Genomic DNA, 23,463 nt, shown 5'->3' with positions numbered 1-23,463 from the left:
AATTTTTAATTACCCAGTTCCAGTTGATTTTTTACCAGTTCATAGTACTTTCCTTTCAACGCGCTGAGTTCTTCGTGTGTTCCTTCTTCTACAATTTTACCATGATCAATGACCACAATTTTATCTGCGCCTTTAACAGTGCTTAGGCGATGTGCCACCACTACTACCGTTTTACCTCTGAAGAATTTCTCCAGGTTTCCCACAATTTCTTTCTCATTATTGGCATCCAGCGCATTAGTTGCCTCATCAAAGAATAAATACTCAGGATCTTTATACACTGCTCTGGCGATCAGTATACGCTGTTTCTGTCCCTGACTCAGGCCGGTACCTTCGGAGCCCAGTTCGGTTTGATAGGCATTGGGCAAAGCTTCTATGAATGAATGAATATTAGCGATCCGGCAGCTGTGTACAAGTTTCTGATAGTCGATGTCGTCTTCCCCTACGGCAATGTTGCGGGCGATAGTGTCATTAAAGATATACCCATCCTGCAGTACAGCACCACACCTGCTTCTCCAGTACTGATGATCGATTACTCCGAATTTTAATCCATCTTTGTTATCCATTTTTGAGGCACCTATCCTGATTTCACCTTCGTATTGATCATATACTTTTAACAGGAGCTTTACCAGCGTGGTCTTTCCACTACCACTGGTACCAACAATGGCGGTGATCTTATGCCCGGGGATCATCAGGTCGATATTCTCCAGTACTGGCTCATTCCCTGTGCCGGGATAGGTGAATGAAAGATTGTTCAGCCAGATATTCTTTTTTTCAGGGAGTTGTTTGATGTAATTTTTTCTGGTATCTTCTTCATCCTCCATCTGATGAATTTCGTTCAGGCGTTCCATACTTATTTTTGCATCCTGGAAGCGCTGCACAAAACCAACCCATTGTTGTACCGGGCCGTTCAGCTGCCCGATTATATACTGTACAGCGAGCATGGCGCCAAAGGTGAGCTTTCCATCCATCACCAGTTTGGCTACAATGAAACTGATGGTAATACTTTGTACCTGGTTGATGAAAGTAGCGCCGGCAGACTGTACCTGGCTATAGTTAAGGCTTTTAAAGTTCAGGTTGAAAAGATTGGCTTGTATGTTTTCCCATTCCCAGCGTTTTTGTTTCCCGGCATTATTAAGCCTGATCTCCTGCATGCCTTGTATCAGCTGCAGGGCAGCATTATTTTCTTTAGCTGCCAGATGGAAGGTCTGATAATTTATTTTTCTCCTGAATTTCAGGAACAGCTGCACCCACACAAAGTATAGGATACTACCTCCACAAAAAACAAAGAACAGTTCTATATTGTATATGATCAGAACAATGGCGTAGATAATAAAAGTGAATACAGAGAAAAGTGTGTTTAATGCCGTGCCGGTGAGAAAATCCTGTATCTGCTTGTGATCTCCGATCCGTTGTAGGGTATCACCCGTACGATGTATATCAAAATACGAAACCGGTAGTCGTGTCAATTTCAGCCAAAAGTCAGAAAGTATCTGCAGGTTAATAATATTGGATACTCTCAGTAACAACCTGCTTCGGATGAATTCAACGATCGTTTGACTGAAGGTGAGCATCAATTGTGCTATCAGCACAATCACCACATATTGGAGGTTCTGTGTATTGATACCCGTATCAAAAATACTTTGCGTTAAGAAGGGAAATATCAGTTGCAGCAGTGATGTAATTATCAAGGCAATGAATATCTGTATGGTCTGCCATCTGACTGGTTTCAGGTATTGTAATAGCAGTGACCATCTCAACTTATTTTCTTTTTCGCCTTCCTGTTGGTAGAAGGCATTAGTAGGCTCCAGCAGCAATGTGATGCCCTTAGCATTGCCCGTTTCATTTTCGGCGGCAGTCCAGTGTTTCAGGAATTCAGCGGGAGTATATAAAAGAAGTCCCTTATTAGGATCAGCAATTTTTACACCGGCCCTGCTGATCTTTGTCAGCACCACAAAATGGTTCTGGTTCCAGTGTAGTATACAGGGATGCGGTACTTCCTCCAGCTGTTGCAAAGTAATTCTCGTTCCTCTGGTTCTGAAGCCGATTTTTTCTGCGGTATCACTGATGCCTAATAATGAAACACCGGTTTTGTTGAAACCTGCCATTTGTCGCAGCGTGTCTGCATTGTAATGCCTGCCATAGTACTTCGCCACCATGCGCAAGCAGGTGGGACCACAATCCATGGCATTGAGTTGCCTGTAATAATAAAACCTGCCCATAGTTTAAGAAAGCGTCTGATCTTTATTAAAGCGGCTGCTGAAAGCGGCCCGTTCCCATGTACTGATGTGATCAGTTAACTCTCTGTTCCGTAGCTTACAGATGCCCAGGTATTCCCTAAGGTTGTTGATTAGATGATTGGAAGCGGATTGCTCAGAAACCGCATGTTGATACCGGGGGAGTTGCAGAAAGTTGCCATTTACACGACTCTCTTCATATCCCAGTATGTTCAGCCGTTTTGCCCGTTCAATATTATTGTAATACCCCCATGGCCTTATTTTTTCATTTTCCATGCCGGCCAGGATATACACTTCTCTGTTTATAAAACACCAGCCACCAAAGGAGATCTCAGTACCGGATAATTTATTTGTTACTTCAGCAATCGTGTTATAGTCCAGTGTTGTTCGTAAATTATCAATACCACGTTGGTTAACAGTAATGGCTTCCTTGTTAAAAGGATATACAAACGCAGCTTCCCCGTTCCTGATAGTTCCGGTGGCTTCCATTATCTGTTCATAGGGAACAATGGCATCTGCTTCACAGATGGCTATCACCTTGGTTGCTATTTCTCCGGTATAGGAATTCAGGAACCGTGCGGCATTAAATTCCCGCTGCTCATCGGGGAGGAAGAGATATTTGATATCGGACAACAGTGTTGTGGTGTTTATCCTTGGGATATCATCAATCTCCAGTATTAAAATATTAGTACTGAAATATTTACTGATGTAGCGGGTAGCTAAATCCAGGTTCTGTAGGGTATCGTTGGAATTTACACGTACAGGAAATATAAAAGTAACATCCCTGAGGTCTGTTCTTTTTATCTGCAGGGTAAAATGTTCAACAGCTTCAGCGAATTTCACAGAACACTTGTCTTTGTAAAGGGATGAGAAATTGTTGAAATAGGGAGGATCTGTAAGATACAATCCTTTGCAGAAAAGTGTTTCTGATTCATGCAACAATACGCCGGTGTTATGTAGTATTTTGGTGTTGTACCAGCAACTGATATCATCTGCGGGCCAGCAGAAATCAAGTTCGGGATGTATTTTAACGGAGAAGCCCTCCCGCCAGCTATTCCACAGGATGGCCCACATATCGGCGCACCAGGCTTGAAGTCCTTTCCCATGCCGCTCATTATATGCTGTCATATAATTGAAGATCTTCTCGCAATCTGTTTCCACTTTCTCCCAGAACGACCAGGAAATGTTTTTAAGGACATATTGAGCGCCGCCGGTATGAGGCTCGTTTTCTTCTGCAACAGCAGACGAAACACCCACCAGGGCCAATAGCTCATGCAATGTATCTTCACCTGCATGGGCCTTGATGATCTTTGTTGAAATATAGGGGGTGGCAGACAAAAAACAACTATCCCCAGCCTCCAGCAAGCCTTCGTTTATGCGCTCACGGAAGATAATGTCGCTATCGTGATAGAAAATCGTTTCACGGGACAAATAGCTATGTTCCCGGAAATGTTTTTTCAGCAGGTGAGGACGGATCGATGATTTGTAATTGCCGGCCGGCCGCTCGTCGGGATAAGGGAAAAATCTGGCCCTGCCACTGGTAATAAGTTCATTGAACGCTTTATTCAACCCGGTGTCTGGATGGAAACCAATAAGCACGTGTATTTGCGCCGGAGGGATGCCGGCGCGCCTGAAATTCTCCAACTGGACTTCCAGTTGCCACAAAAAGTATTTGGCGTCAGGTTGGGCAGAAATGTAGATCATTGGAAAGCTTTTTAATTTAACTGACAGACATTACTTCATCCCAGTCCAGACAGGTATTTGAAATGTAGGATAATATGCAGAGGCCCAGCCCTGAAGTGCCTGATAGACCAGGATTACAGGCATATGGTGCTGTTTTATACCGATCTATGAGCACTGAAATATTTTTTTCAGCCAGTAATCTGAACGCAGAATTACCTGTTCCATGATAAAGCCGGTTCAGTTGCTGTACCTGTCTTATATTTTCAAAAGAAAGATCCGGGACCTTTAGTGGAGATAGTTGAGCCTTCAGTATTGAAAGTAGCCGTGGTAGCAGGTTGCTATCATGTTGTCTTCCCGTCTGCCAGCAGGCATAACTTATGTTGGCTATTCCAGTATTACCTTGCCACGTCTTATCTGAAAGGGGAAGTATCCGGTCTTCAATGAATTGCAGGATGGCATTTGTCAATTTTTCTGTTACCTCCGGGTAAATATTGGTTGCTGAAATCTTGCAGAGTAATATGAGGCAGCTGGAGAGGTTATTCAGATAGCTGCTGGTTAAAGCTTTTGTCCGGCTGGTGGTATTAAAAACGGCTTTAATGCCATCTATTGCAGCAATCAGAGACTCCTGGTTCCTGATAACGTTGCTGGTATAAACATTATCCATGCCCCAGAGCCTGGCGCACATATATATACCACCGCCAAGGATAGGCTGCTGAATGCTCAATGAATGCATTGTTTCATGCAGTAGCTGTTTTCTCACCGCCCCATCTACGTCCCGGAACACATCCTTTACATCTGTTTCAAGCAGGCCATGTTTCGTGATGTTTTCGAAAACAGCCACTATACCCCCCGCGCCTGATAGATAATTGGCCATTTTCCCGGGCTGCATCTTTTTATAATCTACATAAGCCTTTTCTGCGGCTTCCATTGCTGCTTCCTCTGTAGCTGTAGGAGGAAATAGTTTATTATAGTAGGAGAGGAACAGCAATATACCTGCGATGCCACTGCCTAATGAAGGAGTCCTGGTAGCCTGCAGGTCGTTTAAAACATGTGCTGTAATGTTTTCCAGCGCCGATAACAGATAGGGGTCTGTTTCAGTTTTTATATCAGCTGTTGCTGTATTAATCTCCGGGTTTAACATATTATAGCTCATGATAGCAACAATTAGAGGATCAACGAAGCATTACAAAAATTTCATGAAAATCTTTATTGCCATCAACGGGATAGGTCACAATTTTGAATCCTGGTTTCACAAGCGTCAGCGTGATTTTATCGGTCATGTTCTTCTCAATTTCCAACAAAAAGAAGCCATTGGCATCAGATGCACCAATATATTTGGAGGCGATAGAAACCTTTACACTATCTATTCCCTTGTTATTGGTACCCCAGATATGGCCGATGATGATAGCATGGTCCCGGAAGTCTGTTTTAGGCAGCATAGGATAGCTAAGTCCGGATGTTTTCAGGAATTCGTCGAGTGGTGGTGCGCCTAACTGCACCCGGAGAGAATCGGCCAACGGCCAGTTTTCAACAGGGTACAGATATGAATTACCCAAATTATCGGTGGCAGTTTGTGTACCGTATAACTGCGCTTTTCCTTGTTTGCTTCTTAGCCTATCCACAAAAAAAGCATATTCTACCGGTGAAATTTCTTTGCGGTTAAATGCAGTATCCACCATATGGGCATATCTGGCTTGCGCTTCAAGGGGTGCATGCTGCAGCACATAAAAGAATGCCTTGCTGGCTTTCTTCGAAACACGGTTAGCAGGTATCCAGCCATATTTCTCGAAGATGTTGAAAACAACCTGCTGGTTCGCACTATCCTGCGCTTCCAGGGTTTTCCTGAACGCTTTGCATGCATCATTGTTGGCACCATGCTCCGCAGCACAGTCGTTAAATTTTTTACGCGTACCCTGGTCCAGGTCATAAGCTTTTTCCAGATCTGAGATCACTTTTGCTTTTTCCTTTGATGGCAGTTGTTGGGCACTCATTGTCAAATAAAAAAATGTAGAGATCAACAATATTGTATATTTCATTTAGCTTGTTTTATGAGCATATAAGATACTACACATTTCTGGCAGTACCTATTGATTCCAAATACCTGTATAAGGGTCATAACCACATTTGGCAGGCTTGGAAAGGATATTGTTACTATCTTTTATAAAAGCCCTGCAATCTGTACAGATGGCCCGGTATTCACAATCACTACATTCAAGAATCATGTCCTTATTTATTTTCCACGGCGACCTGAATTCCTGCTTGTCTAAAATATCTCTGAAAGAATCTGTCCTGGCATTGCCGTATACTGTTGGAAGCGACGGGCAGTTTTTGATATTGCCATGCTCATCTACGCTTATTTTCCGGTTCAGGCAACCATTGTACAGAAGGTTCTCTGAAATATTTTTAATCTTGGGTATCCGGAAACTTTCAAAGTAAATATTCCCGCAACACTGGTCTGAATCAATGTGCTGCTTTACATAGTATATTCTTTGTTCCCGCTCAATGACATCATTAAAAGCCTGGCACACGTCCTCCGGCGTGGTATGTACCGTTATGAACAGATAGGTAAATTCAGCAACAAGATCTTTTAGTACTTCCGGAGAAGAGTCTGGGCCAGCAAATTTTGTGACCAGTTGTAAATGCCTGAATCGTTTTCCGGCGGAGCTAAGCAGAACAGACCTCATTTCCCCGATAGAAAAAGCTTTGTATATCCGCATCTCTACAGCCTCACAACCCAGCTCGTCCAGTTCACGGAAAATTTTTCCGTAATCATGTGCTACATCTCTTACGTCTATTATAGCATTGGTGATGACTGACGGATGGTCCCATACTTTTTCAATTTCCGGAAACAGGTTTATATCATGCACAAATGTGCCCAGCCCTTTATCTGACAATTCAGTCAGGAATATTTTTAAGCGGGATATATCATCTTCCGTATCCAGCATTTCCACTATTTCCCCGATTTTGTGCTGGCGGCACAAAAGTAGCACCTCATAATAACTATTGTCTACAAAATGTAATTCCTTTCGGGATGTATCCGTTATCATTGTTCTGGTATATCCTTTTGTCAGGATACAATCAGCAAATAGATAAAAGTATACGTCCTCCGGAAGATGTTTATTCATGTTCATGCTTCAGGATTTTAGAGATTGGCTTTTCCGGTGCATAATAGTTCACAAAATATTGATGCTGATCATTATAATGATAGCGTGCTACCGATTTACCAAAAAAAAGGTTATATGAAATGAAATTATAGAATAATGGGAGGTCTCTTTGCTGAGCTTCTTTTAGCTCCAGTTTTTTTATTAATTCCATTTCTGACATAAGTGTATCATTTATCCTTGATGAAAAATAGATTTCTGCGTTACTCAATTTTCGCGGCATAAATATTCTGCCACCCGCTTTTCCAGGTAGTAGTTGCACGGATAGGAAGTCATGGCAAACTGCCCTACAGGGTTCACTTCCAGAAAAACATAGTTGTCATGCAGATCCACCACTATATCCAATGATCCTGTGTTTAAATATAATTTCTTCATGAGCATATCTATCTTGTCTGATACCTCTTTGGGTAATACAAAAGGAACATGCCTGTTGGGAGCATCCGGTGTATATTTCCTGAAATCTACAGCGGTGAATTCACTCTCCTGTGAAAAGATGGCCATACTGTAACACTCGCCCAGTAAATAAAATACCCTCAGCTCATATTTTTTCTCTATCTTTTTCTGCATCCAGGATGGAAAGAAATGGGAGGATTGTGGTGCAAGATTCTGGTCATCAATTTCTTCTACATAGGAATAATAAGCCACTTCATCTCTTATCCGGTATACACCCTGTCCAATTGATTTTGTAATGAGCTTATACCCGCGCTGAAGCAGATCACTAACCTGTTCTTTACTGGTTACAATAAAACTGTCCGGCACATGCAGGCCACAACTTTTTGCTATGTCAAGAACGGTTAGTTTGTTTACGGTCCCATATTTATTGGAACCTAATATAGTATTGCATTCCCGGCTAATGATATCATGGAGATAGTCAACCAGGATATCTGCTTCCATTTTAATGTGCTTTTGCACAAAATCAGTTTCTTCGAAGAAAATTTTGTGCTCCCTACCACTGGTGCCAAATGATTTCTCTGATATACCTGTTCTCCTTATCCATGCTGCTTTTATATCCAGCAGGTTAAATACAACGCCCTCTTTTTCAAAGATGAGTTCCTTTTGCTGCATGTCGTAAGTAATAAACTTCGCCCGGTCATCATCTGTATTCAAAATAATATACTCTTTGCCAAAGGCATGGAGCCACTCTGCCACAAATGCGGTAGAGGCATCATCCAGTCTCCCGAATATTACTATCATATCTTATGAGGGGTTTTATAACTGCAAATGTTTTTTGTAAAGGAGAATAAAAGAGCACATGGTAAAATACCATGTGCCCTAAACTGATATTATCCTTCAGTTTCATCAAAAGATTCGTTCTCCTTGAAGGTAGTAGCAAATGCTGGTTTGGTTTTAGTAGGACCAGTAGATGTGGTATCTCCGTCAGCAGATAAACCACCAACAATCTGGGACAATTTCTCGTTAGAGAGAATTTCTTTGGAACTGTCTAAATCTTTTAATTTGATTTTCTTCATGATTTTGATTTTTTAAAATGTAAAGAATAGATGCCTTTTAACCCAAAAGGCTAAAGGATGATCGTTGTTATCCGGAAGACAGCGCTACCTTCCAAACTCCAACCCTGCAAGATGTTTAGCAGTAATGCAGCTTTTTTCTATATACTACAGGTGGTGATCTCCTATAGTTTATGGCACAACAATTTGATAGGAATATACTTGATGTTCCTTGTTGTAATTATTTGATTTTTTGTAATAGGGTCGATTAGTTCCCTGATTAAGGATACTTTGTTTTGCTAAAAAAAGTAAGGATTACTGATCAAATTATCTGTGAGGATATTTGTCGGGCATAGTAATATTGTTACCGGGTTATCGGTATACATTATTTGAATACAACCTCCTTTTCTGCATGATTCAGTACCGGTGCGGTTTAATTTGGATCTGCTGATCCATTAGGGCTTTGTATTTTTTTCATTCGCTGTTCTTTTGAGATAAGGGTTTTGCTCACTATTATTCAATATATTTTACTTTACTGCAACAACAAATATTCCACTATCTATCTTGCAGATTAAAATAACAAACTACGGAATACCATGCTGGATACATGATTTCAAGCTGACGTTGGATGGCAATTAGTAAATAAGGTCCTGTATTAAATAAAATCCTGGCTGAACAAACTTAGAATTAACATACAAACTTGTCGGGTCCTTTATTCATAGTCTTGTCGATTATACTGGGTAATTACTTAGTGCTCTGAAAATTATTTGAAGGAAATCAGTTTGGCTTTTAAATAATGCTTCGTACGAACAGTCGCAATTTGCGCTAATGCTACAAATGTTTTGATTGTTTATTACACTTCTAATATATAGACATTAGTTCAATAAAAAAAAATATTTTTTATTGGGCTTACAAAATTTACGGGAATATATTTTTACTCATTCTGTTTCGTATGTCTGAAGTGTTATGTAATAAGTTCATTACAATACGGTACAAAGTAAGCTAATCCTGAGCAATACAAATTTGGATCAGTAGTTGGCCGGTAGAAAAGAGTAAACCCGATTAACCGCTCTATGAAACGCCCGGATTGACGTACAAGCCTGAGGACGTMATAGAAGTGTATTTGATAAATCAGTGGCTACTTTTAAAAAGCAAAGGATATTTTTACAGTTAAATAAAGTAGATTCATAAGCATGAGGAGACTTTTTATTTTATTAGCGATAATTTTTATGGAATTACAGTTATGCCGGGCTCAATGTTTTGATTTAACCAGTTAGTTTGAATAATACCAAAAATTTAGCTGGAATCTATAACCGCAATTACATATGAAATATACCATTTGCCTTATCTCATCTTTGTTGTTACCTGTTTTGTTTTTGATTTATACGATATTGGAAACGAAGGAGATGGATCAACAGTTGGTGAAAATGACCGCMACCATGAATGTCTCTAAGAAGGTCAGCAGGGGAGCCAGGTCTGATGCGGAGTATATCCAGAAGACTGAAGAGTTTAAGGCTACTTTAAGCAGAACTTTTTCCGGGCTGGGCAGCATGTTCAGAGAGGATAAGTTAAAGGATATATATTTGCCTGCGCCAGCTGGTGTAATACCTGATATCTATTGGGAACAGCCTAAACTTAGGCCCGCTGAAGAAAGGAAAGCATCTTTTTATATACTCAGGACAGATCAGAGAAGCATTAATGATGAGGTGACAATGCCATATGTTTATTTGAAACTGGATGGTGAAAGTCGTTCTGAAAGTGGGTATTTAACTGAACTTTATCTGTATACGCTGGGAGAAAAAATAGGCGGGTTGACTATTTTCTTTGCTATGGTGCTCAATCTGATCCTATTTATAATTGCCTTGAAAAAGTACCAGCAGAACAAACTGTGTGTAGGCGCCGGTCTGGTAATGGTTTTGATTTATATTTTGTTATTGCTTTTTTAGTGATCTTCACAACCAGGAAGTGTAAATTAATAACTTCCGCTTGTCAACGGCGAAACATAAAGCATATTTGCAATGGTGAGCGTATGGCCATAATTTGATGGAGTATCCTGAAACCAGGTTTTTTTCAAGGATACTCAACCGCCTAAAATTTAGCTATCATGAACAAGACCGGGTATTACTTATATTTTTTACTGATGCTGATCGTTTCCTGTCATTCTTCAAACCCGAAGAAGACGATTGATCCCAGCGCGGGTATTCCGGATACAAATAGGAGTGCAAACGATCAGCTTCTTGTATACATCGATAACGTTGCAAATCGTTTTGCTGATAGTCAGCTTAGTACTGATCAGCTAAAAAAGGTAACGGATAGTTTTGCGCTTTACCTACCCATTATGCTGGTAGAGCAGGGGAGGAACGTTCCAGATACCGTTGTTTCGGTAACGTTTCACAACGAAAGTGATGCCAGGCAAAGGAATAGGATCTATATCTCGCTTCCCCGCGCCATAGGGACGCAACTTACTTTTAAAGCCTTAACGAACCGCTTTGGGCCGCTAGATCCAGAACCCCCATTGTTCAGAGAGCACAAAGCTCCTCCGCCCGTCCATATTGACCTTCGGAAGCATTCCTCTGGCAGAAAAACGGGATTATATCTTCTAATAAGTGCTGCGCATTTTCCAGAAGCCGCAAAAAATCAGATTGTATCTATTGAACTTGTTTATTCGAAAGAATAAGGTGGAATGTTTGTTTGAAGGGTCGTAAGACTGGGCTTTAAACTGGTTCAAATTTAATTGCGCCCCATGATTTGTACATAGATATTTGCAAGCTTGAAGAGGAGGAAAGGCAATGGTCGTATGAGCAAAAAGCAAACAAGGTTCAATGGGACATAATCTTCTTTCTGTGTTTCAATCCAAATTCAATCAAAGCATTAATGACAGGTAGGGTTTCAATGGCATGATTGGTAAGTGTATAAGATACTGTAACAGGTCTGGTATTGTTCACTGTTCGGGTAATCAGCAAATTTTCCTCTAATTGCTGTAATTCCTTCGACAGCACTTTGGGCGTTATACCTTTCGAAGTTTCCAGCAGGTCTTTAAACCGAATCGTTCCGTAGAGGTACAAACTTCTCAAAATAAGTATTTTCCATTTGCCTTTCAATAAGTCGAGAGCATCCTGCAGTGCTAATTGCCTCTCCATGCTGGGTTCTGAATTACTTTTTAATTTCTCCATAATTATAGTCACTATACTAAAGGTAACGGATAGTAAGACTATAGCAAATGTCCGATAATTTTGGATCTATAAAAATCAAACAAACAAGGACATGGAAAATAAAAGAGAGAACGGTTTGGCTGGCAAAAGAGTGATCCTATTAGGCGGCACATCCGGTTTTGGCTTAGCTACTGCAATAGCAGCATCAGAGGAAGGCGCTTCTGTGGTGGTGGTTTCCAGCAGCCAGCAAAGGGTAAATGACGCTTTATCCTTACTGCCTACGGGCAAAGGTTTCATTGCAGATCTCGGTGATGAAAAGCAGATTGAGCAGCTTTTTAAGGAAATGGGCGAGTTTGATCACCTTGTTTTTACTGCAGGCGATGCATTGAATTTCAGTAGCCTGTCGGCCTTGGACATGGACAAAGCAAAACAATCGATAAACCTGCGCTTCTGGGGTTCCGTGATGGCTGCAAAGTATGGAGCGCCATTGATTCGCGAAGGTGGATCAATTATATTAACCACCGGCGCCATCGGGAGAAGACCGAGAAAAGGAACTGCTGTGATTGCTGCAATGGCCAGTGCTATTGAAGGACTTACCCGCTCTCTGGCTTTCGAACTTGCACCAATAAGGGTTAATGCGGTATGTGCAGGAACTTTCAGGACAAACCTTTTATCCGGTATGGCGGAGGGGGATAGAGAACAATTGTTTAGTCAGATTGGAAGCAAGTTATTGACTGGTAGGGTCGGCAATGCAAATGAAATTGCCGAAGCTTATTTATACCTCATGCGCGGAAGCTTTACCACCGGTCAGATTATAGTGGTTGATGGAGGAAGCTTACTTGTTTAACTATATTCCTGACGAGTTAAAGCCTTGTAGAATCTGATGCTGCAAGGTTTATTGAGTTTAGCAATGGATTGATTAAATTGTGGCAACAGGGCACTCCCAACAAACAACAAGACTGATTTGACGGGGCCCATGATTTCGTACGCTGGGTTTCCGAGGTGTATTTAGGTAAAATTATCCCGGGGCTATAAAGATGTATTGAGGAACGGGAGGCTGTATGTTGTCTACAATTCATTTAACAATTGCGTACTCATAAACATAACAAATGATCATTGAAGAAATTGAGCATAAAATTGGTAAAACCCTTCCAGAGAGGTATAAAAGCCTCATACGAAGCATTGATGATTATTGTTACGTCAGTTACAATGAATTCTGGGAAGAATTTCCAGATGATGAAGGCGTCTCCTGGTTTTTTTGGGGAGAAAAAAGATTGAATGAACTATCTGTAGTGGACGGAGCAACAGAAAACAGGAAAGCATGGGAATTAATAAGATCATATAGTGAAGTAAATGAGAAGGCTGGAAGGAATATGCAAGGAAGGTTTTCAGATCATTTATATTCCTTTGTTTCCATTGCTGAAGATAATGGAGATATCCTTTTTTTAGATACCAGTGATGATTTTTCGGTTTGGATATACATGCACGACTCTGGTGAGATAAAACAATTGGAAGACAGTTTTGATACATTGATAAATAAGGCATCAATAGATTCATCCATTTGATCTGGGCGCAATGCCCGCTTTGAGCATACATGATGCGCGACCCATGGCTAAAGGGCTACAGGTTTCGTTCGATGATATGTTGGATCAAATTTTGAATAGCCAATTTGACAAAGTAGACCATCTTGAGGGCCGATATAGAAATAGTAAGTAAGGCACCGAAGCCGCCATTCCTAATATTAAGTTTTAGTAGTTCGTTTTTATACAATTTGATTTCGACGGAGATTATTCAGATCACTATGCCCCTTCGCAAAGAAGCCCCCATTTTCCCTACCCCATATTTCCCGAACAGGATGGTGCAGGATGGTGGGAACGAATTTCTGATTTAATTTGCTACCAGTTTTAGTGAAGAAAGTACCACAAAACGAATCAATTATACAGTGAACAGGCACCTATGGTGCAGAACAAGAACAATAGCAGAAGAAATACCAAAACTTCCTTATCGCTATGTGTGCAGGCCCTTGCGTACCAGAAATAATTTAGTCTGGAAGTTTTGAAGCAACCAAAATATGTCATCCTTTTTAAACAATCACATGTAACAACAAAGCAGTGTGCGGGTCGTGTAGTCGGCAGGCCACTTTAAGCATTTTTATCTCTCGTCAGATTTGACTTCAGAGAACTTTTTTATGGGTTGAAAAACCGGTCATCACCTGTAACTGCATGGTGTGGTGGAGATGCTTTGTGTTATAGAATCAACAGCTCGTTTTAGTATTCATTTTTCACTTCCATCAAATTGTAAATAGCGTTGCGCTATGGGAAATTCTACGTTTAGAAAAACACACTACTTTTTTTCACAATGCTGGCAGGCATTCAACAGCAAAAGGTATGGGCTTTTATCAGCCATACTGCTATCGGGTTCGTTATCATCTGCACAACAACGAATGACTATTTCTGGTATTGTAGCCTCCTCAGATGATAATTCCCTGATTCCCGGTGTCACGGTACTGGTCAAAGGAACCAGTAAAGGCGCCACCACAAATGAGAAAGGCAGATATTTTCTGGATGCCCAAACGGGCGACTCGCTGATCTTTCGTTATATCGGCTTTATAGAAAAGCATGTCAGGGTAGGATCTCAATCCGTCATTAATATCACCCTGCAATCTGTATCGAGCCAATTGAAAGATGTGGTGGTAATGGCCTTTGGGACTAAGAAGAAGAATGATGTGGTAGGATCTGTTACCACCATACGGCCGGCCGATCTGAAAATACCATCCAGTAACCTGACCACCGCACTGGCCGGACGTGCTGCCGGTCTTATTGCCTTTCAACGCAGTGGCGAACCTGGTCAGGATAATGCGCAGTTTTTTATCCGTGGGGTGACCACCTTCGGGTATAAAAAAGATCCACTCATCCTGATAGATGGAATCGAATTAACTACTACAGATCTCGCCCGCCTGCAGGTGGATGATATCGCCAGCTTTTCTATTTTGAAAGATGCCAGCGCGACTGCCCTATATGGCTCCAGGGCGGCCAACGGCGTGATCCTGGTCACTACCAAAGAAGGCGCAGTGGGAAAAGCTCATCTGGCTTTTCGGGTAGAAAATTCCTTTTCAGCGCCCACGAAAAATATTGAGCTGGCCGATCCGGTCACTTATATGAAACTGTCTAATGAAGCGGTGCTGACCCGCGATCCATTAGGCGCATTGCCCTACAGCGAAGAAAAGATCGAGAATACCGCTGCTGGCGGTAACCCTATTGCCTATCCGGCCAACGACTGGCGAAAGCTGATGTTTAAAGACTATACCATGAATCAGCGCCTCAACCTCGCGGTGAGCGGAGGGGGAGGTGTTGCCCGGTATTATGTTTCCGGCGCCTACAACCGGGATAACGGATTGATGAAAGTAGATAACCGGAATAACTTCAATACTAATATTCGTTTAAACAGCTACAGTCTGCGCTCCAATGTCAATATCAACATCACTAAAACCACAGAAATGGTGGTGCGTTTAAGCGGCAGCTTCGATGATTATACCGGCCCGCTCGATGGCGGCGCTACCATGTACCAGAAGGTGATGAAGTCTAACCCGGTGCTGTTTCCCGCTTATTTTCCCATCGATGCAGCACATCAACATGTACAGCATATCATGTTCGGCAATTACGATGTGGGACAGTATATCAACCCATATGCTGATATGGTGAAAGGATATAAAAATTATTCCAGATCCCTCATGCTGGCGCAAATTGAATTGAAGCAGAATCTGAAAGCCATTACACCCGGGCTGGTGGCCAGTGGCATGGTAAATACCAACCGTACCTCGTATTTTGATGTAAGCCGCTTCTACAACCCTTTTTGGTATAAGATGGATGCTTACGATAAATTATCGAACCAATATTTTATCACCAACATCAATCCTAACGACGGTACAGAGTACCTGGGCTATAATGAAGGTGCGAAAACAGTCAGCACGTCTTTTTACCTGGAGGGGAGGTTGAATTACGATCGCAGCTTTAATAAAAGCGATGTAAGTGGTATGGTGGTGTTTATGGCGCAAAACCGTCTGAATGCTAATGCCGGAGACTTACAGCAATCGCTCCCATTCAGGAACATGGGCGTGTCAGGCAGGGCCACCTACGCTTATGATAAACGTTATTATACAGAAATCAATTTTGGTTATAATGGGTCTGAACGTTTCGACCGCCATCACCGGTTCGGATTTTTCCCATCTGTAGGTCTTGCCTGGACGGTATCTAACGAACATTTCTTTGAGCCGCTGAAATCTGTCGTCTCTAATATGCGACTGAGAGGTACCTACGGTATTATCGGTAATGATGCTATTGGTTCGTCACAAGACCGGTTCTTTTATCTCTCGAATGTAAATATGAACAACGATAAAAAAGGCGCCACCTTTGGGCGTGATCCGGGGACTTTATACAGCCTTAACGGCATATCTATCTCCCGGTATGCTAACCCGGATATCACCTGGGAAACATCCAAACAAAAGAATATTGCCCTGGATCTTGGACTATTCAACAAACTGAATATTACGGCAGAATATTTTTCCCAATACCGCGACCATATCCTGATGGATCGTGTCGCTATCCCGGAAGCTGCCGGTTTTGCTGCGCCTATCAGAGCTAATGTGGGCGTGGCTACAGCGCAAGGGGTGGATCTTTCTATGGACTATAAACAATTTTTTAAGCAGGATTGGTGGGTGTCTGTGATGGCCAATTTTACATATGCTACCAGTCAATATAAAAATTATGAAGAACCCAGGTACAACGAATCTTATCGCTATCATACCGGTTATTCTATCAATCAGACGTTTGGTTACATCGCTGAAAAACTCTTTGTAGACGATGCGGAAGCCGCCAATTCACCGAAGCAGAATTTCGGTCCCTATGGTGGCGGGGATATTAAGTACCTCGATGTAAATCGTGATGGGCAGATTACGGAAGCAGATAAAGTAGCGATCGGGAATCCTACGGTGCCGGAAGTCATATATGGATTTGGGTTCTCTCTTGGCTATAAAAATTTCGACTTTTCTTCTTTTTTTCAGGGACTCAGTAATGAATCATTCTGGATAGATGCCGCGGCCACAGCCCCTTTCGACGGACAGAACCAACTGCTGAAAGCTTATGCAGACGACCACTGGTCTGAAGAGCACCAGAATGTGCACGCACTATGGCCGCGTTTAAGCCCGGAGGTGAATCAAAACAATACGCAAACCAGCACCTGGTTTATGCGCAATGGCGCTTTCCTGCGGTTGAAACAAGTAGAAATAGGTTATACGCTTCCAGCACGCTGGCAGAAGAAATTGCATACTTCTACCTGCCGTTTTTATCTMAATGCCACCAATCTGCTGACTTTCAGCAAATTCAAACTATGGGATGTGGAAATGGGTGGATATGGCCTGGRGTACCCGATTCAAAGGGTCTTTAATATTGGGCTTAACCTGAATTTTAACTAAGAACAACCAACACAATGAAAGCGAATATACTGATAACGGCGCTGCTCCTGCTCCTGGTAATGGCTTGTCCTTCCTGTGCCAAATTCCTCGATGTGGTGCCGGATAACGTAGCCACACTGGACAATGCCTTTACCACCCGCATTGAAGCAAAGAAATATTTATTTACCTGTTATTCCTATATGCCGAAGAATGGCGACATCGGCGATGATCCCGCCATGGTAGGGGGCGACGAGCTATGGCGCTTTGCTACGGAAACCGGCTTTTTTAGCATGGCCCAGGGATACCAGAATGTAGTAACGCCATTGGGAGACCGGTGGAGCTATTATTTCCGCGCCATCCGCGATTGCAATATTTTTCTGGAGAATATCGGCAAAGTTCCCGACCTGCTGGAACCCGAACGAAAACGCTGGATGGCAGAAGTACAATTTCTCAAAGGGTACTACAATTTCTATCTGATGATGATGTATGGCCCCATCCCGTTAATGAGAACCAATTTGCCAGTGACGGCAGATGGCAGCGCCGTCGATATTGCCCGCGCGCCCGTAGATTCCGGCTTTAATTATATCCTGGAATTAATTAATGGCGCCACCGGTCAGCTGCCAGCTACTATCACCGATCCTACTAATGAGTTAGGACGTATTACGCAACCCATTGCCTTATCGCTGAAGGCGAAGGTGATGGTATATGCCGCCAGCCCTTTGTTTAATGGGAATGCCGACCAGGCAGGACTCAAAAACAGGAATGGTACCCAACTCTTTAATCCAACTTATTCGGCCGTAAAATGGGACTCGGCGGTAGCTGCCTGTAAAGCCGCGATAGCAGCCTGCCAGCAGGCGGGATTGAAGCTCTATAAATATCATCCCGATTTTCAGCAGTACCAGCTTTCTGATACCATCATCACACAATTAAGTATCAGAAATAGTTTTTGTGAGAGATGGAACAGCGGGATTATCTGGGCGAATACACAAACTAATTCCACCGGCTTTCAGCAGATGATCACCACTTTTATTGATCCGAACAGCAGAGACTTCGCCTTTCGCGGCCTGTTATCACCACCGCTGCACATGGCCGAATTGTTTTATACCAACAATGGGGTACCTATTTCAGAAGATAAAACCTGGGATTACGCTAACCGCTATACGTTGAAGGTAGCAGGAACGGCAGACGAATTATACGTGCGGAAAGATTATACATCGGCGTATCTGAACTTCAACCGGGAGCCACGTTTCTATGCCGACCTGGGTTTCGATGGCGGCGTTTGGTACGGCCAGGGACGCTATGACGACAAGAATTTTCTGGACCTGTTTTATCTCGAGGCAAAATACCGGCAGCGAAGCGGATTTGGGAAACCTGGTTTCGGATCTATTACCGGATACTATTTGAAAAAAGCAATCCACTTTCAGAATGTGATCGGTACAACTGGAGATTATTCTGTTACTTATTATCCATGGCCCATCATGCGCTTGTCCGCTTTGTATCTGATGTATGCGGAAGCATTGAATGAAGCCGGTGGTCCTGGTGCGGAAGTATATAACTATGTGAATCAGGTGCGGGATCAGGCAGGTTTGAAATCCGTGGAATCTTCCTGGAGTACTTACTCCAATAACCCCGTGAAGTATACAACGCAAAAAGGAATGCGGGATATTATTCACCAGGAAACCCTGATAGAACTGGCATTTGAAGGACAGCGTTTTTGGGATCTGCGCCGCTGGAAAGAAGCACAAACAGTATTCAACAGGCCAGTGAAAGGCTGGGATCTGATCCAGGAAACAGCCGAAGCGTACTATCGCCCTAAAGTCATTTTTAACCAGTCTTTCGGGTTGAAAAATTATTTCTGGCCCATCAGTGAATATTCACTTTCTATCGACAAAGGTCTGGTGCAGAACCTGGGCTGGTAATATCATCAGATCTAAAAATAACCGACATGAAACAACTACGTTATCTCATTATAGCCATGCTAGTAATGGTTTTTAGCTGGGCTTGCAATAAAGAAGAAGGCCGGATCGATTTTACAGATCCTAATGCACCTGCGCCGGCGCCCGTTAGCCAGATAAAGGTGGTGGCCATGCCAGGCGGCGCTGTATTAACTTATAAAATTCCTGTAGATCCGAATTTGTCTTATGTGAAGGCGGTGTATGAAATTCAAAAAGGGGTTTTCAGAGAAGCAAAGGCATCTTCTTTTACGGATACCCTGCGGCTGGTAGGATTCGGAGACACGCTTGTACATACGGTGCAATTATTCAGTGTAGGCAAGAATGAGAAGCCGTCTGCTCCAGTAAATATCCAGGTACAACCCTTGCAGCCTGCTGTGCTGAGCACCTTTGCCTCCATTAGGATGGACGCGACTTTTGGCGGTATTCAGATCGCTTTCCGGAATGATGCCAAAGATAATCTCGCGGTCACAGTGATGGTAGATTCTACAGGCCAGCACACCTGGAATGTGATCAATACATTTTATACCGGCGCCCCTGCAGGTAATTATTCTGTAAGAGGCTTTGATACCACCGCAAGAACGTTTGCGGTTTTTGTAAGAGACCGGTGGAATAATAAATCAGATACCCTGATAAAAACACTGAAACCTATTTACGAAGTACAAATCCCTAAAACCACCTGGAGTGCGGTACATCTTCCTACAGATACCTGGAAGGAAGCAGAAAGCTTTCCGTTGGAACATCTGTGGGATAATAACATCCAGGGATATGGCGGCATCTTCGCGTCGACTAATAATTCCGTATTGCCACAGTGGTTTACGATCGATCTCGGTAAAAAAGTAGTACTGAGTCGTATTGTGGAGCATCAGATGCAGTCCGATCACTTCTACGCGGGTTCTGCGGTGAAAAAATTTGAGTTATGGGGAAGCAATAATCCCAACCCCGATGGTAGCTGGGGTAGCTGGCAATTGTTGGGCACTTTCAATTCCTTTAAACCTTCCGGTTTACCGATGGGACAAACGACTGCAGAAGATCTGAACTATGCATGGCTGAAAGGGGAAGATTTTCCGCTAGGCAGTCTGATGGCCCCTGTGCGATATCTCCGGTTTAAAACGCTGGAAACGTATAGCATGTCCGGGCAAGTGGTGATTGCGGAACTGGATCTCTGGGGGCAACTGGTACCATAGTTTTTTTAAAAAGATAAAAAGAAGGAAGATGAAAAATATATGCTATTACATGATCCTGTTATCGGTTGCTTTCGCGGCCTGTAAAAAGATGGATAGTACTTACCGGCAGTTTGTGGTGGTGGACGGTATCGTTTACCCGGGAAAGGCCAACAAGCCCATCGTGTATGCCGGCCAGAACAGGGTGAAAATTTCCTGGCTGAGGGGAGCAGATCCCAACGTGGCCAGTGCAAAAATTTTCTGGAATAATTATGCTGACTCTGCAGCCGTGACTATTCCACCTACGGGAGATACCATTTTTTATACGATTAATAATTTACCGGAGAAGAGCTATTCTTTTATCATCAAAACTTACGATTCAAAAGGAAATGTATCTGTGCCGGTGGAATTATTTGGCGCCAGTTATGGAGATTTCTACCAATCCAGCCTCTTAGTCCGCCCCGTAATTGCAGGCGTATTGTATCCTGATTCAATAGCTATTAAATGGGGTGGAGCAGATATTTCGAATGGCGCTTACGCCATGCAGGTAAAATATACCGCGATATCCGGCAAAGAACAGGTGAAAAGTTTTCCCGTGAGCAATGTAACATCGGTGATAACGGATATGAAGCCTGGTACGCTTTACCAGTACCGGACGGTATATCTTCCTGATTCATTAAGCATCGATACTTTTTACACCGATTATAGCACCAGCAAACCATTTTTGTTCAGCCCGGGGTCCTGGAAGATCATAGATTTTTCAAGTCAGCATCCCGGCGATGAAAACCGGGTGACCAATATGATTGATGGTAATCCGAATACCCGTTGGCATGCATGGGTAGGGAACTCTCAATATCCGCATTTCTTTACAGTGGATATGGGCCGGCAAAGCATGATTACGTCTTTCATGTTATACCGGAAAACCGGTGATGATCGGGCCTGCGATACATTTAAGATGCAGGTAAGTACCGATAATGTCACCTGGACAGATGTGGGGACATTTAATTTTAATCGCCTGATTGACGATGGACAATCGTATGAAATACCGACCCATCCACAAGCCAGGTATTTTAAGTTCATTGGATTAAGTGGACCACAGTCGTACATCGTATTAGGGGATATCAGCGCGTATGGTTTCTGATGAATCAATACTCATTATTTTCTGATGTTAATCTATTATACAGTGAATAAAAAAAATAAATGGCTAATCAGTGCGATGTTCTTATTGTTGTTAAGCGCACTCCGGTTACCCGCGCAGCAAATGCCGGCGTTGATTCCATTGCCGCAATCCGTTAAATGGAATGGACAGCGTTTTCCACTTGGTAAAGTCAAAACAATTGTAGTGGGCGATGAAAGCTTGCGCAAAGAAGCGGTCTTGCTGCAACAGCTGCTCGCTGAAAAAGGATTTTCCACGGGGATCAGTCAACCCACTACCGGTGAATACCAGCTACGGCTGCAGCTGGGCAAAGTACCAGCGCCTGCTTTGCCGGAAGAGGCGTATCATTTGCAGATCACCGGCAAAGCGGTGATCATCACAGCCAATGAACCTCATGGCATTTTTAACGGCCTGCAAACGTTGTATCAGCTGCTTACAGGGCCCTCGTTGCCAGGATGTGATATAATGGATTATCCGGCCTATCAATGGCGCGGATATATGGTAGATGCCGGCCGCAATTACCAATCGCCCACGCTCCTGAAACAACAGATTGATGTCATGGGCCGGTATAAACTGAATGTATTCCATTTTCATCTTACAGAGGATGTGGCCTGGCGTCTGGAGATAAAAAAATACCCGGCACTCACCGCCGCGGAAAATATGACCCGCAACAAAGGGAAATATTATACCGAAGCAGAGATGAAAGAATTGATTCAGTATTGTAAGGATCGTTATATCACCCTGGTTCCTGAAATTGATATACCCGGCCATAGCAGCGCCTTTAAACGGGCTACCGGAGAAGATATGCAGAGCGAAAAAGGTCAGCGCATCGTGTTGGATATTGTCAACGAAGTATGTAGTACCTATGCGCTACCTTATCTGCACATCGGTGCAGATGAAGTAGACATCACCAACAAACAGTTGCTGCCGGAGGTATCAAAGGCCATTAGGGAGCATCATATGGAGGTGATTACCTGGGCGCCCGGCGGCACCGGCGCCAGCAGCAATATCCGCCAGCTTTGGAAAGAAGAACACCTCGACAATCAAAACGTGCAGTATATAGATTCCCGTTTCCTCTACCTGAGCGACCTTGATCCGATGAATAGTGTGGTCACTATTTTTAACCGGCAAATAGGACAACAGACAAAAGGGAACGCCCATCTGCTGGGAGCAGAGATTTGCTTGTGGAGCGACCGGCGTGTGGCAAAAGAAACCGATCTTTTATTGATGACACCTGTGTATCCCGCTATGCTGGCCTTTTCAGAACGTAGCTGGCGAGGCGGCGGCAACGCAGGCATCGTATTTTACATGGGCAATGATACCTCCGCCCGGGCAAGGGATTTCGTTGCTTTCGAAAAACGACTGACAGATCATAAGCGTCGTTATTTTTCACAGTTGCCTTTTCAATATGTAAAGCAATCCAATATACACTGGAAACTATTCGGTCCTTTTGATAACAACGGCGCACTAAATACAGCTTTCTGGCCGGAAGGTGTACAACCATCTCTACAAGACTCCGTTGGTGCGCTTCACGTTACAGGAGGTACCGTCTGGTTATGGCATACGCATGGTCCTGAAGGTACCTACAAAGTAAAAGCCTGGGTGCCGGCGCCCAGGGAAAATACCACCTGGTACGCTTTCACCCGTTTCTGGAGTTCGCGCGATACGACCATCACGATGTTTACAGAGTTAAAGGATCTCTCCCGGTCTGGTGCCGACGCCACGCCGCCGGCAGGAGAATGGGATTATATGAAAAGCCGGATCTGGGTAAACGGCGCCTTACTGGCGCCGCCGGTATGGGCCATTCCGGGCAGGGAAGTAGGACGACTGGATGATCCATTGGTAGATGAAGGATTTTCCTACCGGCCACCCGCCAACGTAAAAGTCAGAAAAGGCTGGAATAGCCTGCTGATCCGCTTACCCATAGATCAGTTTAATCCTGACAAAGACTGGCAGCTGCCACCTAAATTAATGTTTACCATCGTGCCTGTACATCAGGAAAAAGGAATGAACTGGTATGCCAACGATGTGCTTTTCCAACCCGGGAAGTAGTCTTTTTATAGCCATG

The 23,463-nt window shown here is 43.2% G+C and carries 17 protein-coding genes; 9 read left to right on the top strand and 8 right to left on the bottom strand.

Translation table 11 applies throughout. The features are described 5' to 3' along the window. Positions 1-5: 5 nt before the first annotated feature. From AC1DFM_RS24570 to AC1DFM_RS24540, 7 genes are all read right to left on the bottom strand, one after another. Complete coding sequence (locus AC1DFM_RS24570) at positions 6-2,219, bottom strand: peptidase domain-containing ABC transporter (protein ID WP_477079418.1); 2,214 nt, start codon at positions 2,217-2,219, stop codon at positions 6-8. Positions 2,220-2,222: 3 nt separating this feature from the next. After that, positions 2,223-3,938, bottom strand: coding sequence for a hypothetical protein (locus tag AC1DFM_RS24565; RefSeq protein WP_477079417.1), 1,716 nt, complete (start codon positions 3,936-3,938; stop codon positions 2,223-2,225). A gap of 16 nt (positions 3,939-3,954) precedes the next feature. Continuing rightward, entirely contained in the window at positions 3,955-5,070 is a 1,116-nt protein-coding gene (locus AC1DFM_RS24560) for a glycoside hydrolase family protein (protein ID WP_477079416.1), read from the bottom strand. Positions 5,071-5,089: 19 nt separating this feature from the next. Further along, complete coding sequence (locus tag AC1DFM_RS24555) at positions 5,090-5,953, bottom strand: DUF6624 domain-containing protein (RefSeq protein ID WP_477079415.1); 864 nt, start codon at positions 5,951-5,953, stop codon at positions 5,090-5,092. Positions 5,954-6,001: 48 nt separating this feature from the next. Next, positions 6,002-7,048: a grasp-with-spasm system SPASM domain peptide maturase gene (gwsS, locus tag AC1DFM_RS24550; protein WP_477079414.1), complete on the bottom strand. Its 1,047-nt coding sequence runs from the start codon at positions 7,046-7,048 to the stop codon at positions 6,002-6,004. Between the two features lie 237 nt (positions 7,049-7,285). Then, the gene (gene gwsG, locus AC1DFM_RS24545; RefSeq protein WP_477079413.1) at positions 7,286-8,272 is read right to left on the bottom strand and encodes a grasp-with-spasm system ATP-grasp peptide maturase; all 987 of its coding nucleotides are present in this window, start codon (positions 8,270-8,272) and stop codon (positions 7,286-7,288) included. Positions 8,273-8,361: 89 nt separating this feature from the next. Continuing rightward, entirely contained in the window at positions 8,362-8,547 is a 186-nt protein-coding gene (locus AC1DFM_RS24540) for a hypothetical protein (RefSeq protein ID WP_477079412.1), read from the bottom strand. Between the two features lie 1,301 nt (positions 8,548-9,848). Between AC1DFM_RS24540 and AC1DFM_RS24535 the strand changes: the two genes are divergently transcribed. Beyond that, positions 9,849-10,469 carry a hypothetical protein gene (locus AC1DFM_RS24535; RefSeq protein ID WP_477079411.1) on the top strand — a complete coding sequence of 207 codons (621 nt, stop codon included), beginning with the start codon at positions 9,849-9,851 and terminating at the stop codon, positions 10,467-10,469. Positions 10,470-10,627: 158 nt separating this feature from the next. Then, positions 10,628-11,200, top strand: a complete 573-nt coding sequence (locus AC1DFM_RS24530; protein WP_477079410.1) for a hypothetical protein — start codon at positions 10,628-10,630, stop codon at positions 11,198-11,200. A 142-nt stretch (positions 11,201-11,342) separates the two neighbouring features. Here AC1DFM_RS24530 and AC1DFM_RS24525 read toward each other — a convergent pair whose 3' ends face one another. Further along, a complete protein-coding gene (locus tag AC1DFM_RS24525) occupies positions 11,343-11,663 on the bottom strand; it encodes a winged helix-turn-helix transcriptional regulator (RefSeq protein ID WP_477079409.1) in 321 nt (106 codons plus the stop codon). Between the two features lie 124 nt (positions 11,664-11,787). On the opposite strand from AC1DFM_RS24525, the gene AC1DFM_RS24520 reads away from it, so the two are divergent. The 7 genes from AC1DFM_RS24520 to AC1DFM_RS24490 all read left to right on the top strand — a co-directional run bounded on the left by AC1DFM_RS24520 (position 11,788) and on the right by AC1DFM_RS24490 (position 23,447). Beyond that, positions 11,788-12,522 carry an SDR family oxidoreductase gene (locus AC1DFM_RS24520; RefSeq protein WP_477079408.1) on the top strand — a complete coding sequence of 245 codons (735 nt, stop codon included), beginning with the start codon at positions 11,788-11,790 and terminating at the stop codon, positions 12,520-12,522. A gap of 262 nt (positions 12,523-12,784) precedes the next feature. Continuing rightward, positions 12,785-13,240 (top strand): SMI1/KNR4 family protein, encoded by a 456-nt coding sequence (locus tag AC1DFM_RS24515; protein WP_477079407.1) that lies wholly within the window; start codon positions 12,785-12,787, stop codon positions 13,238-13,240. 749 nt (positions 13,241-13,989) lie between these two features. After that, entirely contained in the window at positions 13,990-17,145 is a 3,156-nt protein-coding gene (locus tag AC1DFM_RS24510; protein ID WP_477079406.1) for a SusC/RagA family TonB-linked outer membrane protein, read from the top strand. A 14-nt stretch (positions 17,146-17,159) separates the two neighbouring features. Further along, the gene (locus tag AC1DFM_RS24505; protein ID WP_477079405.1) at positions 17,160-19,043 is read left to right on the top strand and encodes a RagB/SusD family nutrient uptake outer membrane protein; all 1,884 of its coding nucleotides are present in this window, start codon (positions 17,160-17,162) and stop codon (positions 19,041-19,043) included. Between the two features lie 26 nt (positions 19,044-19,069). After that, the gene (locus AC1DFM_RS24500; protein ID WP_477079404.1) at positions 19,070-20,263 is read left to right on the top strand and encodes a DUF5000 domain-containing lipoprotein; all 1,194 of its coding nucleotides are present in this window, start codon (positions 19,070-19,072) and stop codon (positions 20,261-20,263) included. Between the two features lie 28 nt (positions 20,264-20,291). Further along, positions 20,292-21,380 carry a DUF4998 domain-containing protein gene (locus AC1DFM_RS24495; RefSeq protein WP_477079403.1) on the top strand — a complete coding sequence of 363 codons (1,089 nt, stop codon included), beginning with the start codon at positions 20,292-20,294 and terminating at the stop codon, positions 21,378-21,380. Between the two features lie 42 nt (positions 21,381-21,422). Further along, the gene (locus AC1DFM_RS24490; RefSeq protein ID WP_477079402.1) at positions 21,423-23,447 is read left to right on the top strand and encodes a family 20 glycosylhydrolase; all 2,025 of its coding nucleotides are present in this window, start codon (positions 21,423-21,425) and stop codon (positions 23,445-23,447) included. Positions 23,448-23,463 lie beyond the last annotated feature (16 nt).

This window comes from Chitinophaga sp. 05T412, assembly GCF_056396465.1.
Note: the sequence above shows the minus strand (reverse complement) of the source record. Positions and strands in the feature narration are given on the sequence as shown.